Origin of the sequence: Kribbella sp. NPDC049227 (assembly GCF_043197265.1) — a bacterium.
Lineage (GTDB): Bacteria > Actinomycetota > Actinomycetes > Propionibacteriales > Kribbellaceae > Kribbella.
In genome coordinates, this window is record NZ_JBICST010000009.1 from 20,054 (window position 1) to 34,681 (window position 14,628).

The 14,628-nt window shown below is 69.4% G+C and carries 13 protein-coding genes and 1 riboswitch; of the genes, 8 read left to right on the forward strand and 5 right to left on the reverse strand.

Translation table 11 applies throughout. The features are described 5' to 3' along the window. Window positions 1–89 precede the first annotated feature (89 nt). From ACGFH6_RS36605 to ACGFH6_RS36615, 3 genes are all read right to left on the reverse strand, one after another. Entirely contained in the window at window positions 90–1,358 is a 1,269-nt protein-coding gene (locus ACGFH6_RS36605; RefSeq protein ID WP_393393665.1) for an alpha/beta fold hydrolase, read from the reverse strand. 168 nt (window positions 1,359–1,526) lie between these two features. Then, a complete protein-coding gene (locus tag ACGFH6_RS36610) occupies window positions 1,527–4,268 on the reverse strand; it encodes an AAA family ATPase (RefSeq protein WP_393393668.1) in 2,742 nt (913 codons plus the stop codon). A 44-nt stretch (window positions 4,269–4,312) separates the two neighbouring features. After that, a complete protein-coding gene (locus ACGFH6_RS36615) occupies window positions 4,313–5,059 on the reverse strand; it encodes a DinB family protein (RefSeq protein WP_393393671.1) in 747 nt (248 codons plus the stop codon). Window positions 5,060–5,135: 76 nt separating this feature from the next. Here ACGFH6_RS36615 and ACGFH6_RS36620 point away from each other — a divergent pair, with 76 nt between their 5' ends. Together ACGFH6_RS36620 and ACGFH6_RS36625 are read left to right on the forward strand one after the other, a co-directional pair. Further along, the gene (locus tag ACGFH6_RS36620) at window positions 5,136–6,539 is read left to right on the forward strand and encodes a PLP-dependent aminotransferase family protein (protein WP_393393674.1); all 1,404 of its coding nucleotides are present in this window, start codon (window positions 5,136–5,138) and stop codon (window positions 6,537–6,539) included. A 95-nt stretch (window positions 6,540–6,634) separates the two neighbouring features. Beyond that, entirely contained in the window at window positions 6,635–7,129 is a 495-nt protein-coding gene (locus tag ACGFH6_RS36625; RefSeq protein WP_360442980.1) for a hypothetical protein, read from the forward strand. A gap of 85 nt (window positions 7,130–7,214) precedes the next feature. On the opposite strand, the gene ACGFH6_RS36630 is transcribed toward ACGFH6_RS36625, so the two are convergent. Next, a complete protein-coding gene (locus ACGFH6_RS36630; protein WP_393393677.1) occupies window positions 7,215–8,171 on the reverse strand; it encodes a DUF5937 family protein in 957 nt (318 codons plus the stop codon). 75 nt (window positions 8,172–8,246) lie between these two features. Between ACGFH6_RS36630 and ACGFH6_RS36635 the strand changes: the two genes are divergently transcribed. The 4 genes from ACGFH6_RS36635 to ACGFH6_RS36650 all read left to right on the forward strand — a co-directional run bounded on the left by ACGFH6_RS36635 (window position 8,247) and on the right by ACGFH6_RS36650 (window position 11,125). After that, on the forward strand, window positions 8,247–9,440 hold the full coding sequence (locus ACGFH6_RS36635; RefSeq protein ID WP_393393680.1) for an MFS transporter: 1,194 nt from the start codon (window positions 8,247–8,249) through the stop codon (window positions 9,438–9,440). A gap of 45 nt (window positions 9,441–9,485) precedes the next feature. After that, window positions 9,486–9,998: a YceI family protein gene (locus ACGFH6_RS36640; protein WP_393395083.1), complete on the forward strand. Its 513-nt coding sequence runs from the start codon at window positions 9,486–9,488 to the stop codon at window positions 9,996–9,998. Window positions 9,999–10,033: 35 nt separating this feature from the next. Next, window positions 10,034–10,150: riboswitch (TPP riboswitch) on the forward strand. Beyond that, on the forward strand, window positions 10,141–10,347 hold the full coding sequence (gene thiS, locus ACGFH6_RS36645) for a sulfur carrier protein ThiS (protein WP_360442968.1): 207 nt from the start codon (window positions 10,141–10,143) through the stop codon (window positions 10,345–10,347). It overlaps the preceding riboswitch by 10 nt. Before the next feature lies 1 nt (window position 10,348). Further along, complete coding sequence (locus ACGFH6_RS36650; protein ID WP_393393683.1) at window positions 10,349–11,125, forward strand: thiazole synthase; 777 nt, start codon at window positions 10,349–10,351, stop codon at window positions 11,123–11,125. Here ACGFH6_RS36650 and ACGFH6_RS36655 read toward each other — a convergent pair. Further along, window positions 11,122–13,002 carry a DUF6807 family protein gene (locus ACGFH6_RS36655; protein ID WP_393393685.1) on the reverse strand — a complete coding sequence of 627 codons (1,881 nt, stop codon included), beginning with the start codon at window positions 13,000–13,002 and terminating at the stop codon, window positions 11,122–11,124. The genes ACGFH6_RS36650 and ACGFH6_RS36655 overlap by 4 nt on opposite strands. 119 nt (window positions 13,003–13,121) lie before the next feature. On the opposite strand from ACGFH6_RS36655, the gene ACGFH6_RS36660 reads away from it, so the two are divergent. Further along, window positions 13,122–14,153: a hypothetical protein gene (locus ACGFH6_RS36660; protein WP_393393687.1), complete on the forward strand. Its 1,032-nt coding sequence runs from the start codon at window positions 13,122–13,124 to the stop codon at window positions 14,151–14,153. A 29-nt stretch (window positions 14,154–14,182) separates the two neighbouring features. Then, window positions 14,183–14,572, forward strand: coding sequence for a RidA family protein (locus ACGFH6_RS36665; protein WP_393393689.1), 390 nt, complete (start codon window positions 14,183–14,185; stop codon window positions 14,570–14,572). Window positions 14,573–14,628 lie beyond the last annotated feature (56 nt).

The window sequence follows — 14,628 nt, forward strand, 5'->3', positions numbered from 1 at the left end:
CAGACATGCCGAGCATCCTGGCACGAGCCTCCTCACAATTCATGGTCATTTTCCGCGGACCGGAAGTCGGCCCGCGGAAAAGCTGACAGTCACCTGGCGCTGCGGACCGATGAGACGACATCGAGGATTCCTTGTGTGGTGGTGGCGGCGTACTGTTCGTCCGCGACCAGTGCCTCGTGGGTAGCACCATCGATGACGCGGTGCACGCTGTTGGTCGACAAGGTGGCCAGGTGGTCCTGTGCTGCAAACCACGCGGCATCGGATCCGGTGCCGGCGGTCAGGACGACCAAGGGCTTGCCGGCAAAGTCACGGAGAGATGCTGCCTGCTGCACCGAGGCGGCCGCCTGGACGTACTCGTCGATCGTGCTGCGAAGAGTGCTCTCGGTCGCGCCGCTGGCGCGTACCTCGTCCCGGGAACGCGGCGGGAGGCTGCCGAAGGAAACCTGGCCGTACAGGCGGGCAAGACCAACTCGAGCCGAGACCGAGACCAGTGCGGAGACACGACCCATGACGTCCCCGGACGATGCTGCCCGAGGTGTCGCCGCCGTCGCGGGTGCGGTGGAGTCGACCAGCACCATTCCGGAGACGTCGGCGGGGTAGCGAGCGGCGAAGGTGAGCACGTAGAGGCCGCCGAACGAATGGCCCGCCAGCACGTAGGGACCCGGGACGTGTCCACGCTCAAGCAACGTGTGCAGGTCGGTCGCTACCTGCATGCCGTCCTGGGCCGTGTCGGCAGGCTCGCTCCATCCGCGGCCCGCACGGTCGTAGACGCAGACCCGGGTATCACGTGCGACGGCCGGCGCGATCCACCCGAGATTCGAAGACATCTCGCCACCGCCCGCTTCGAGCACGACCGTGGGAGTGCCCGAGCCGGTGCAGCTCAGGTGCAGGCTGTGTCCGCCCACGTCGATCAACTGACCGGGCATCGGGTACGCCGTGGCATCCGCGGCTTCCCGCAGGGTCTCGTAGCCGCCGCCGATCGAGGCAAGAGCCAGCATCGCGATCACGGGGTAGAGCAGCCAGCGCCTGCTCGGGCTCCGAAGCTGCCGACGGATGCGAACGATCATCCAGACCGCCAACGCCAACAGCGTCGGAGGCCAGATCCAGCGAAGTACGTCGTACGCCGAGGAGCCGAACGTGACGAGGACGAGACCACTCAATCCCATGAATACTGCGGGAGCCGCGGCCCAGCGTTGTGGCTGATCGGTGAACCGCACTGACAGCACGGCCAACATGGCCCAGCCGAGTGCGAACCCGCACAGGACTGCGCCGGTGAGCTCGCTCTGCTCCGGCGCGATGAATGGGGCAGCGACGAGCAGCAGGGCGGCGAACAGTCCGCCGGCCAACGAGCCGGCCACGATCCAACCAACGCTTGCCCTTCGCCTCCGAGGGCCGGTGGACGGTGACGCCGGGTAATGCGGGTGGGTCTGTGTAGTCATGATGTCGCGCTCCTGAGTGAGGTTCGGTGGTGTTTCCACCGTCCTCGTCAGGCCAGGGCCTCGCGCCGGCCAAATGACCGGGTTCGATCAACTGAGCCCGAGTTGAGCGAGCTCTCCGCGCGAGCTGACCCCCACTTTGGCGAAGACGTTCCGCAGGTGAAACGCCACTGTGCGTGGGGAGACCCAGCACTGGGCGGCGACGTCCTTGTTCGACAGTCCCGTGCTGACCAGTTGGGCGATCTTCGTCTCCATGGGTGTGAGCCGCAGCAGCGTGGATGCGTCACGTTTGCGAGCGGTCTCCCCCGACGCCCGCAGTTCCTGCGCGGCGCGGGCGGCCAGCGGCTGCGCGCCAAGGTCGGTGAAGGTTTCCAACGCGGACCGCAGATGGTTGCGTGCGTCGACGCGACGATTGGTGCGACGCAGGAACTCGCCGTACAGCAGGTGTGTTCTGGCCTGGTCGTAGGGCCGGACCGCATGCCGGTAGTGGCCCAGGGCTTTCTCGTACAGCTCTGCCGCCGGCGCGGGGTCCGCGCAGAGCGCCCGCCCGAGGTCCACAGCGGCCAGTGCCCAGGGACGGTGTGTCGCAGTGGCGAACGGCGCGAGTTCGTCCACCCAGGCCCGTGCGAGCACAGGATCGCCGGCTCGCGCCGCCGCTCCAATGCGGTCCACCGCGGCCATCCGCTGGAGCACCGGTAGACGCATCGCGCCCAAGTGGTGCAGCGCCGCGACAGAGTCTCCCTCGGCAGTGGCCCTGGTGCCCTTGGCCCACCGCATGAGGTCATGCACGGGATCGGTCAGGATCCCCAACGAGTGCGCCGCGACCACTGCGTCGAGTTGTCCGAGGTGGTGGTCGTAGTCGTCGGTGCCGGCCAACGCAGCGAGCAGGGTCAGCCACGCCAGTGGTGCGGCAGTCAGCGTGGGCTGGCCGACTCCACGCGCCAAGGTGAGTGCTTCGTCGACCGAACTGCGCAGCACGGCCCATCGGCCGGCGAGGAGTTGGGCGAACGCGAGCCGTTCCAGCCCATAGATCACCCCCATGCCCGCACCGCTTTCGCGAGCGCTGGACACCATGGTTGCGTAGAAGAAGTGCGCAGCCTCATCGTCGCCGAGGCTGAGGGCCGTGTTGCCGAGGTTGCCCAGTACGTCGAGGTCTTCGACCTGGCGCCCAGCCTGCACGGCCCGGTCGAGGGTGGCCGCCGCCTCCGACCAATCACCGGCAGCCGAGGCGCTCAGGGCACCGAGGAGCAGTTGCAGGCACCGAGTGCGCGGCAGGTCAGCCGAGGCCGCGGTCAGCAAGCGAGTTTCGGTGCCGTCGGCAAGGGTTGCCCCGCTGTCCCCGCCGTACGCGCGCGTGAGTGCGGCCGCGACCGCCATCTCCAAGGCCCTGCTCGGATCCAGGTCCATGGCGGCGCGCGCAGCCTGGACAAAGATGCGATGCGCATCGCTGGCAGAACCCACGTTGACCTCGATACGCGCTCGCAGCCGGTCGATGTCGGCTCGCAGCAAACCATCGCCGGCGAGCTGCCGGGCCGAGGCGGACAGCGCCCGGGCACGAACCGCCTGCCCGCAGGCCCACGCGTTCCGGGCGGCCGCGAACAAGCGCACCGCGCGCGCAGGCCCGTCGACCGTCAACGCGGCAGCTCGCTCGAACGCGGCAGCGGCCGCGACGTACCCGCCACGCTGCTCAGCGCGGCCGCCCACCTGGTACAGAGCCTCGGCCAGCCCTTCGTCAGGCCCTTCGGCCGCCGCGGCAGCATGCCAGGTCGCTCGGTCCGGGTCATCGTCGCGCAGTGCATCCGACAGTGCCAGGTGCGCACGGCGGCACGCGAGGCTGGTGGCCGCCTGATACACCGCGGAGCGAACCAGCGGGTGTCGCACGGCAACGGCGTCACCGGTGACAGTCAGCAGACCGGCCCGCTCGGCGTCCTCCCACGCACCTAGCTGCGCACCCAGACGGCTCGCCGCTCCCCGCACGATGTCAACCCGGCCGGTGTCGTCCGCCGCCGCCACCAACAGCAGAGTCTGTACGTCGTCGCTCAGGCGGCGGCACCGGTCGACGAAGGCGCGCTCCAGGCCCGCGGTCAGCGTCACTCGCTGCGGCATCGGCGCCGCGCCGTACAACTGGGCCGGACTCAGAGTGGTTGGCAGCTCCAACAACGCGAGCGGGTTCCCGCCACTGTCGCGAACCAGCCGATCGACGACCTCGTCCTGCAGAACGTCCGGGCTGCGCTGGTCCAGCAGTTGACGGGCTGCTCCCTCCTCGAGACCACCGAGCTCGAGCACGGACAGGCCCTGCGGACTGAAGTCCGCGTCGCCTGCGGTGGAGCGGGCAGCGAACACCATCGCGACCGGGTCAGCGTCCAGTTGACGAGCCGCGAACAACAACGCATCCGTTGACGCGGAATCGAGCCACTGCGCGTCGTCGATCACGCACAGGAGAGTGCCGCCCTCGGCTGCGTCGGTCAGGACTGACAGCGTGGCCATCCCGACCAGGAACGGTTCGACCGGTGGCCCGTCTTCAAGCCCGAACGCCAACCGCAGCGCACGTGCCTGAGGAACCGGTAGCCGCTCGTAGTCGACCACGGGACGCAGCAATCGGTGCAATGCAGCGAACGGCATCGGCGACTCGGATTCCACACCGGTGGTACGCAACACCCGTAGCGCGTCAGCATCCGGAACCGCCCGCTGCGCCAGGACAAGATCATGCATCAGCGCAGACTTGCCGACCCCCGGCTCCCCCAGCACAACCAGCACCCCTGCGCGTCCCGCCCGCGCCCGCTCCACGAGCGTTGCGAGCTCGGCCCGCTCCCGCTCGCGGCCGTACAGCACCTGCTCACCGTACTACCGCACGCGAACGCCCAGCGGCGGCTTCCTCAGCCGCGGGCCTCGATGGTGTCGAGGTCGCGTACGGCGTAGCGGTGGTGTTCCCATTCTTCTTCGAGGATCACGTGGAGGCAGGACAGGACGGTCTCGGGGTAGTCGGAAGCGTGCGGGTTCTTGCGCGCCTCCGCCAGTGTGTCGGGAGTGACCGTGGTGAGGAAGTCGCGCACCATCGCGACGCGACCCGCGCGCACCTCGAGTACCTCGGCGTACGACGGTTCGGTCGTCGTGGGTTGCGACGTGTCCTCGTCCTTGCTGGCGCTGTCCGCCTGACCGATGGGGTGGAACGGTTGTTCGAGCTCGCGGATCCCGCGGCCGAGCCACATGTCCGTGGCGCGAACCAGGTGGCGGAGCGTCTGGGCGAACGACCACTCGCCGTCCACCGACACGTCGACCGTGCCCGCCGGCATCGTCGCGGCGCGGTCCACTGTCGCCGCCCACGTGCGCTCGAGTGCGGCCCAGGCCTCGCGCAGACCGTCCGGATCCCCGGCGCGCCGGAGCTCGCGGCCGGGAAAGCGACGGTCGAGCTCGGCCTCGACGTACGGGATCACGTCGATACCGTTCACTCGGAAGAAGCTCTCGCCGTTGGGCAGCCACGGCGCGTCGATGTCGGCCTTCCCCACGTCGACGCCGCGCATCACGACGCCGGACAGGTCGGACTCCACGAACCGTGCACCGTGCAGATCCGCCTCGACGAACTCCGCGCCCCGCAGGTCGTCGGACTGGGTGAAAGTTGCCATAACGTCTCCTCGTCGAGCGCCGGCTTCCGCTGGCGAGAGGTTAGCCGTTGAGCCGGGCAATGGCGAGAATGCGGACATGGATCTGCATCTGCACCTGGGCAGGGAGGGCGGGCTGGCCGAGCAGATCTACGCACAGCTGCACGAACGGATCCGAACCGACGCCCTACCAGCGGGGACCGTGCTGCCGTCGTCGCGGGAGCTCGCGGAACGGTTGTCCGTGTCGCGGGCGACAGTGGTGGCGGCGTACGAGCGGCTCGCCGCGCATGGCTTGATCCGCTCGCGGGCCGGGATCGGAACGTTCGTCACCGGGGAACGTGTCCCCGCCACCCCCGCGCCGCCCGCGTCTCCGCTGCGACCGCGGGCGATCTGGAGTGCCGCGCAGTTCGCCGTACCGGATCTCACCGTGTATGCCGAGTTCGACTTCGCGCCTGGTATCCCCGGGCGGACCCAGTTCCCGTTCGCGCGCTGGCGGGCGTTGATCAACGATCAACTGCGCACTCGGACCGACGTGAACTACGCCGACCCGGCGGGCTCGGCCCGGCTGCGTGATGCGCTCGCGCGGCATCTGGTCGTCAGCCGCGGTGTCAGGATCGCGCCGGAGCAACTGGTCATCACGACTGGTGCGCAGCAGGCGTTCGATATCGCCGCGCGCGTTCTGCTCGAACCAGGCGACACGGTGGCCATCGAGGATCCCGGCTACCTGCCGGCGTACCGCGGATTCCTCGCGCATGGAGCCCGCGTCGTCGGGGTGCCCGTCGACGGCGAGGGGCTGGTTGTCGATCGGCTTCCGGCCGAGACACGGTTGGTGTACGTGACGCCGTCGCACCAGTTTCCGCTCGGTATGCCGCTGTCCGAGTCACGCCGTACTGCGCTGCTCGCGTGGGCTGCCGAGCACGACGCGGCGATCGTCGAGGACGACTACGACTCGGAGTTCCGCTTCACTGGACGTCCGCTCACTCCCCTGCAGGCAACCGACGAGGAGGGTCGAGTCCTGTACGTCGGTTCCTTCTCTAAGACACTGTTGCCGGCACTCCGGGTCGGGTTCCTGGGCGTACCGGCAACGCTGGGTGAAGCTGCCCGCCGCGCGAAGTTCGTCGCCGACTACGGCACCGCCGGCCACGTGCAGGCCGCCCTCGCAGCCTTCATCGAGGAGGGCGACCTGGCCCGCTACATCCGGCGGATGCGGCGCTCGTACGAACGACTTCACGACCTGCTGACCGGAACTCTGCGTGCGGACTTCGCCGATGTCCTCGAGCCGATCGAGTCCAGCGGCGGGACGCACATGGCCGCATTGCTGACCTCCGGGCAACCGAGTGACACCGTGCTCGCCGCACGCGCCCTCACCGCGGGAGTGAACCTCGGGACGATCTCGCGGTGGGGCATCGATCGTCCCGGACCGAACGGTTTCGTCTTCGGGTACGGCGCTGTCCCGGCCGACCTGATCCCGGAGGCGCTGGCCGCGCTGCGCCGCGTTATCTGATCGAGATTGGACTGGCGCAGAACAGCTCGAATCGGCCCCGCCACCGGACCGGCACCGTTCCTAGGCTGCCGCGGACATCCATCACAGGAGGCCTGATGAGATCCCTGCGCATCGCCGCAATCGCCATCGCCTGTGCCGGCGTCATCGCCGGCACATCCCTGGCCAACGCGTCCCCCCGCTGCGAGCAGGTCGAAGCGACGATCTACGACAAGGTCGTCGACGTGGGGTGCCCGCCACCGACCCAGGTGTGCGTGGCCGGCTTCGTCCGCGGCAAGCACGGCTTCGACGGGACGACCGTGTTCATCCTCGGCTCGCGCGGCGAGCCGCCGGCGACGGCACCCGACCAGCGGCCGGTCACCGGCGCGCTCACCTACACCTTCGAGGACGGGGCGACGCTCACCGCACTCGAGACGAGCATCGGGAACGTCAACACGACCACAGGATCCGGTCACGCCGGCGGCACCCAGCAGTTCACCGGCGGCACCGGGCGCTACGAAGGCGCGACCGGCTACGCCTACCTCGGCCAGCACTGGGAGGTGGACCACTTCGTCACCCAGATCAAGGGCGAGGTCTGCCGCTCGAAGCGCTAGCCGGGCCCCAGTGGCGGGTTGTTTCACCGCTGGCGCGCAACAGCCCGCCAGCCGGCACACAACCCGCCATCCAGCCGCGCTCCGGTCAGTCGGGCTCGGTGCCCGTGAGGAGCGCGGCTAGTTGGGTGGGTTTGTAGAGGACCTGTTTGCCGGTGCGTTGGGGTTCTACCAGGCCGGTACGGCGGAGGAGTTGGAGCTGCTGGCTGACGGCGGAGGGGGTGACCTTGAGTTCGGCGGCGACGTCGGTGGTGGTGCGGGGGTGGGTGAGGAGTTCGAGGATGCGGGCTCGGGCGGTGCCGATGAGTTGGGCCAGGTCGCGCCGTGACGGTGGGTCGACGACGGACCAGAGGTTGGCCTGGCCGCGGGGCGGGTAGCCGAGGAGCGGTTCGGCGCCGATGTCGAACGGGATGACGGCGTGCGGGCCGAAGAGGGTCGGCTGGAGTACGAGGCCGCGGCCGGCGACGCTCTCGGTCCGGCTGGGGTCGCTCACGCGGTCGACCCGGAGCAGGCCGTCGCGGTAGCTGATGGCCGGCCCGAGTTCGTTCAGCATCGCGCCCGTTCCTCGCTGGGTGACGACATGGCCGCGGTAGCTGATGTCGGCGGACAGGAGCGTACGCATCCGGTTCCAGTACGGCGCGATCACCGTCTGCCAGTACTCGCGCAGCGCATCAACCACCTTCGCCACCCCATCCGGTCCGGCCAGCGCAGCGGGAAGCTCACCGTTCACCGCGATCAACTGCCGCTCGAACGTCTCCAGGTCGACCGCGCCGATGACGTCGAGCTCTTCCTTGATCTGCGTCAGAGGCGAGGTCGGACGCGGCGTGAGGAAGTCCGGGCTCCCCATCCTGTGGTTGACCAGCCAGCGCAGCACGTCCCAGTCGAGCGTTTCGAGCAACGGCTGGACCGCCCGCACCCACGGCAACTGCAGCGGGAACCGGCCGGGGTCCTGCAGCGCCCGCAGCGACAGCACGGTCTCGGCCGCCGGTGAGATCGCGAACCGGACGTCCTCGAGGTCCCGCGAGGTCAGCTCATAGGTGAGCACGTCTGTCCCCTTAGTTGATGTAGCCCGATCCTAAATCGTTCTCAGGTCGCCGTGATGCCCGGCAACAGTCGGGGCATGAGTACCGAGGTTGCCGTCGACGCACGACCGCGTACGACGTTGCTCGGCGTACTGGCCGTGTGTTCGGCTGTCGGCGTCGGGACTGTCTACTTCCCGCAGGCGCTGCTGCCATCCGTCGCGGCGTCGCTGCACGTACCGCTGTCGGACGCGGCGCTGGTCGTGACCGCGCCGCAGGCCGGGTACGCCGTTGGCATCCTGACCGTCGTACCGCTGGGTGACACCGGGGCGCAGCGACGGCTGCTGACCATCTTGTTCGCCGGTGTCGCGGTCTTTGCGCTCGCAGCCGCGGCGGCACCGTCGTTGCCGGTCCTGGTGATCGCGTCGTTCCTGATGGGCTGTGCGACGGTGGCATCGCCGGTCATCGGTCCGTACGTCGCGGGAATGACCGGGTCGCGGCGATTGGGCAGCATCAACAGCATCCTGCTCAGCGTGGGCATCCCCGGGATGATCCTGTCGCGCGCGATCGCCGGGTTCCTGGGCGAGGAGTACTCCTGGCGGTACGCCTACCTGGGTGCCGCCGTACTGGCGCTGGTGTGCGCCGCGGTCGCGTGGACCCGGCTGCCCGTGCCGGTGTACGTCGAGCCGGCGGAGTTCCCGCAGTACCTGCGCCGGCCCTTCGACCAACTGAGATTGCGCAGCGGGCTGCGTCGATCGGCGTTCTACCAGGCCTGCACGTTCGCGGGCTTCACCGGCACCTGGGCGACCCTGGTCCTCGTCCTGCAGGATTCGTTCGGCCTCGGAGCCGGCGCGCTCGGCTGGATCAGTCTGGTCGCGATCGCCACCATGGCCGTCGTCCCGTGGACCGGTCGCATCGTCGATCGCCGTACGCCGGACGCCGTGACGGCCTGGATCCTGGTCGGAACAGTTCTCGCCGCCGCACTCATGCTGGGTGCGTACGCCGGTGGTGCGCTGGGACTCACGCTCCTCGTGGCCGGCGTACTCGTCCTCGATGTGTCGATGCAGTCGGGGATGGTCGCGAACGTCACCCGGATGTACCAACTCGACCCCGGCCGGCGCAGCGCGATGAACACGGCGTACATGGTCTGCGCCTACTCCGCCGGCAGCCTCGGCTCCTGGACCGCCGTACGCCTCTACCACGCCCTCGGCTGGTGGGCGGTCCCGGCCTTCGTCGCCGCACTCGCAAGCCTCGCCCTTCTCCGCCTGGTCCTGAAGCCTGGTCCTGAAGCCTGACAGTTCGGATGGCGGTCTCGTCGTACCTGTATGACTACGACGACGATGTTGAGGGAATTGACCGGGGACTACGCGGTGGATGCGGCGCGGTCGAGGTTGGGGTTCACGGCGCGGCATACGGTCGGGCCCCGGGTTCCTGGGCAGTTCGAGGTGTTCAGTGGGGTACTTCGCCTGGATGGGGAGGATCCGGGGCGGTCCACGGCGGATCTGACGATTCAGGCGGACAGCATCCAGACCGGCGACCGGCGGCGGGATGCCGCGTTGCGTGAGCATTTCCTCGACGCGGAGACGTTTCCGTCGATCAAGTTCAGGTCCACGAAGGTGAGCCGGACGGGTGTGACGACGTTCACGGTGACGGGGAATCTCACGATCCGTGGCGCCACCCGGCCGGTCGTCGTACCGCTGGAGCTGACCGGCACCGACGACGGCGTCGCCTTCACCGGATCCCTTCCACTGCTGCGCAAACGCTGGTCGGTCAACTGGAACGCGGCCACCAACCTCATGGTCGCCCAGAAACTGGACCTCCACCTCGACCTGAGGGCGACCCGCATCTCCTGACCCTGGGTTGTCTCGATCGCCTTTGGTGGTTAGTGTCGAACTGCCGCGGGAGCTCGCACCGGAGCGGGCTGAGAGGGCGACTGTGTACGGCGTCGCCGACCGCTGAACCTGAATCGGGTAATTCCGGCGTAGGGAGGAAGCGATGCAGGAATCCGTCTGGGTGAACGGTACAGAGACCACGGTCGCACCGGGGAAGTCCGTTGCCGACCTGATCCAGGAGTACTCCGACCGCACCACCGGGATCGCGGTCGCGGTCAACCAGACCGTGCTCACGCGCAGCGAGTGGGCCGGTACCACGCTCAAGCCGGGCGACCGGGTCGAGATCGTCAGCGCGGTCCAGGGAGGCTGACATGGACGACCCACTGGAGCTCGGCGGGCGGGCGTACACCTCGCGTCTCATCATGGGCACGGGCGGTTCGGCCAACCTGGAAGTGATGGAGGAGGCATTGCTTGCCTCCGGCACCCAACTGACCACGGTCGCGATGCGCCGGCTCGGCACCGGCCACGAGGGCTCGGTCCTCGACGTACTGGCGAAGCACGGTATCGAGGTGCTGCCGAACACGGCCGGCTGCCACACCGCCGCGGAGGCGGTGCTCACGGCGCGGATGGCCCGGGAGGCCTTGCGGACCGACCTGATCAAGGTCGAGGTCGTTGCCGACGACCACTTGCTGATGCCGGACCCGGTCGAGTTGCTGGATGCCGTGGACACCTTGGTGGCCGACGGTTTCATCGTGCTCCCGTACACGAACGACGACCCGATCCTCGCCCGCCGCCTCGAGCAGGCGGGATGTGCGGCGGTGATGCCGTTGGCGGCACCCATCGGTTCCGCGCTCGGGATCCGCAACCCACACAACCTCGCGCTGATCGCCGAGGCCGCGAACGTCCCGGTGATCGTCGACGCCGGAATCGGTACGGCGAGCGACGCGGCGCTGGCCATGGAGCTCGGGTGTGACGCGGTCATGCTCGCCACCCCGGTCACGCGCGCGGAGAAGCCTGCCCTGATGGCGGGCGCGATGCGCGACGCGGTCGCCGCCGGCCGCGCCGCCCGCCTGGCCGGCCGGGTCCCGCGCCGCTGGCACTCCGCCCTCGCATCCTCCCCAGTGACGGGTATCGCGTCCCTCTCCTAGAGCAGGCGTCCCATCAGGGTGCGTGCTTGGGACAGGTCCACCGGGTGGTCGAGGAGCAGTGCACTCAGGGAGAACGAGACCGCCTGCTCTGGCTGCAGGTCCAGGGGACCGTCCCAGGCCAGGGCAGGACCGGCACCGACGTAATCCTTGGAGCGGAGGAACCACGGGCGAACGTCACCGGGCTGGAACAGAAGCAGTGTGGTGAACGCGTCGGCGCGTTGCTGGATGAAGGCCAGCCAGCGGCTGGTCGATCCGTAGGCGGCGTCGGTCCCCTCGCCGGAATCGCTGAGGACGGTTGTGGTTTCGACCGTTGGAAGACGCCAGAAGATGCCGCCGTACCCGGCGCCGGCGCGGCCGGTGGTGGCCGGGCTGTCGATGCGGACCGGGCCGTAGCGGGCGGTGAAGACGCTCTCCCAGTCGAGCCGCCAGCCGCCCTCGGCCAGTGCTCCGCGGAGGAGCCTGCGCTCCGCGAGTTGCGGGCGGCCCTGTTCGTCGTACCAGGTGACCTCGTCGGTCAGGGCGTTGCCGTCGACGGCGACGCCGCGGCTGCGTTGCTGACCGTGGTTCGGGAGCAGCGTCGGTCCGCGGTCCGGGAGGAAGGTTCGTCCGCCCCAGTGCGACGTACCGTTGACTCCGGCAACGGCCAGCGAGACGCCGTAGTGGTGCCGGTGATCGACCGGGCTGACCTCGGTGAGCGGGTGACCGCCGAGCGTCCGCACGGGGTGCAGGTACGGCCGAGGCGAATGCACCTGCGGCATTCGCCGCCCGAACTCGTAGTGCGCGAGCGGCACGGAATCACCGCCGAGCACGAACCTGTCCCCTTGCTGCTGCCACCCGACCCTCTCACCCGGAGCGTCCCCGGTCAGCTGCGTTGCCTGCGGCACCGGCCCCGTGCTCGCCCGCACCGCCAGCCGAAGGTCCGGTACGCCGTCCACCTCGGCATCCACACCGGAGATCGCGGCGTACAACCGACGCCAGGCCAGCTCCCCCAGCTCCTGCTGCGGGACCCGCACCGTCGTCAGCGAAGGGACGGCGAACCGCGACAACCCGATGTCGTCCATCCCGGCGACCGACACATCGGCCGGTACGGCGACGCCCACTTCGTTGAGCCGGGCAAGCAACCCGAACGCGACCAGATCGTTGAACGCGACAACGGCCGTCGCGCGCGACTCCAGCACCCGCTCGACCGCGGCGTACCCGTCCTCGATCGACCAGCCGCAGTCCAGCCGGACGATCTCGAGATCCGGGATCTCCCGCTGCGCGATGTCCAGCGACCGCAGCCGGGCCTGGTTGGACGAACTGGCCGGCGGACCGGCCAGGAACGCGAGCCGGCGGTGCCCGAGACCGACCAGGTGGTTCACCACGATCCGCACCGCGCGGCCGTAGTCGACCGCGACGCTGGCGACCTCCGCCGGGCCTGGCCGGTTGACCAGGATCACCGGCTGGACCTGCGGCAGCAGTTCGAGCAGGCTCTCCTCGTCGAGGCGCGGCGACACCATGATCAACGCGTCGCAGCGTCGACGCGCCGCCAGGGCGATCCCCGCCTCGGCGGCCGGGTCCTCGTCGGTCTCGGCGACCAGCACCCGGTAGCCGGCCGCGGCCGAGGCGTTCGTGATGCCGCGCAGGACCTGCTGGAACAGCGGGTTGGCCAGATCGGGGACGACCAGCGCGACCATGTCGGTGCGACCGAGCGACAGGCTGCGGGCCAGATCGCTGGGCCGGTAGTTCAACCGGTCGGCGGCGGCGCGAACGCGTTCGGCGATGTCCGGAGCGACGGTCAGGCGCCCGTTCATCACCCGCGAGACGGTCGCCCGGGACACCTCCGCCGCCCGCGCGACATCGGCGATCGTGATCGAGTCCTTCGGTGTCCTGCCCATGCGCCGTCTTCCGTTCGTGCCCGCCCGGTTGGGAAACCGCCTTCCGAAGCCTATTCGAGCCTCGGCCACTGTGTTACCTTCTCAGGAAAGAAACCGGTTTCTCAACCCTGTGAGGTGGCGTGAGACCCAGCGCACTGGGCGGGTACGACGACTGGCCGGACTTCGTCCGGGACACCCTGCCACTGACCGGGGACGAACTGACCACCAAGGTCGCCGGACTGCTCGGCGTACCGGAGCCCGGCGCCGCGCCTGCCGTGCGGACCGTGGACGAGTGGCAGACCGATGGCGTCCACACCCGTGAACTCGAGTGGACCACGCCGTTCGGGCCGCCGACGCGTGCGTGGTTGCTCCGGCCGGCCGGGCGAGCGCCGCGGGCGGGCCTGCTCGGTCTGCACTGCCATGCCGGGGTGAAGTCGATCGGTGCCGAGCGGCTGGTCGACGTACCGCGGCCCAGCCGGGTCGCGGTCAGGGTCCGCGAGGACCTGTACGAGGGCCAGGCCGCCGCCGGTGTGCTCGCCCGCGCGGGCTTCGTGGTGCTGTGTCACGACACCTTCGCCTGGGGTTCCCGCCGCTTCGAGCTGCCGGCCGAGGACGACGAGTCGTACGACGTCGCCGCGTCCGTGCACGAGCACACGGTGGCGAAGGCGGCCGGGATTCTCGGTACGTCGCTGGCCGGCATGGTCGCGTACGACGACCTGACCGCGCTCAGTGTGTTGCGCGGAATCGACGGCGTGGAAAAGGTCGGCGTCTTCGGCCTGTCCGGCGGTGGTGGCCGCGCCGCGATCCTCACCGCTCTCGATCCCGGCATCGAGGCGTCGGCCGTGGTCTGCATGATGACCACCTTCGCCGGGCTCATTCCGTCGTACGTCGACGTCCACTCGTGGCTGTTCTCGACGCCCGGCCTGGCCCGGCACCTCGATCACCCGACCCTCGCCGCCGGCCGCGCCCGCCACCAGCAACTCGTCGTGTACGCCGAGGACGACGAACTGTTCAGCCCGGCCGGCATGCACGACGCCGACCGCGAACTCACCGAACACTTCCACTACGGCCCCGGCAGCTACGAAGGCGTCTGGCTCCCCGGCCGGCACCGGTTCGACGCCGGGATGCAGCGAATCGTCGGCGACTTCCTCACCAAGGCGTTGTATACCTGAGTGCGGACGACCCGACTCTGGAGGAACCCTTGAGCAAGCTCTCACACCCACAACCGGAAGGTGTTGCCCCGGGCAACGGTTACAGCCATGTCGTGACCGGGCCCGGACAGTGGGTCGCGATCGCGGGGCAGGTCGCGCTGGACGGAGACGGCGCGTTCGTCGGCGTCGGCGACCCGGCTGCCCAGGCGCGGCAGGTGTTCGCGAACCTGGACGCGTGCCTGAAGGCCGCCGGCGCCACCTTCGCCGACGTGGTCAAGCTGAACTTCTTCGTCACCGACATCGCTTACCTGCCGGCGATCCGCGCCGCGCGCGACGCCTACGTCGACACCACCAACCCGCCCGCGAGCACGGCCGTCCAGGTCGTCGCACTCTTCAGCCCCGACGCCCTGCTCGAGGTCGAGGCCTACGCGATCGTCTAGCAGTGTGCAGTTCGACAGGAGGTATCGACCGCGGCACGACCTGGTCAGGCTCGTCG

Excerpts from the sequence above, each read along its gene's own strand:
- ACGFH6_RS36615 (WP_393393671.1), bottom strand. The coding sequence starts at position 5,059 with ATGGCAACTTTCACCCAGTCCGACGACCTGCGGGGCGCGGAGTTCGTC.
- ACGFH6_RS36620 (WP_393393674.1), top strand. The coding sequence starts at position 5,136 with ATGGATCTGCATCTGCACCTGGGCAGGGAGGGCGGGCTGGCCGAGCAG.
- ACGFH6_RS36625 (WP_360442980.1), top strand. The coding sequence starts at position 6,635 with ATGAGATCCCTGCGCATCGCCGCAATCGCCATCGCCTGTGCCGGCGTC.
- ACGFH6_RS36635 (WP_393393680.1), top strand. The coding sequence starts at position 8,247 with ATGAGTACCGAGGTTGCCGTCGACGCACGACCGCGTACGACGTTGCTC.
- ACGFH6_RS36640 (WP_393395083.1), top strand. The coding sequence starts at position 9,486 with ATGTTGAGGGAATTGACCGGGGACTACGCGGTGGATGCGGCGCGGTCG.
- thiS (WP_360442968.1), top strand. The coding sequence starts at position 10,141 with ATGCAGGAATCCGTCTGGGTGAACGGTACAGAGACCACGGTCGCACCG.
- ACGFH6_RS36650 (WP_393393683.1), top strand. The coding sequence starts at position 10,349 with ATGGACGACCCACTGGAGCTCGGCGGGCGGGCGTACACCTCGCGTCTC.
- ACGFH6_RS36655 (WP_393393685.1), bottom strand. The coding sequence starts at position 13,002 with ATGGGCAGGACACCGAAGGACTCGATCACGATCGCCGATGTCGCGCGG.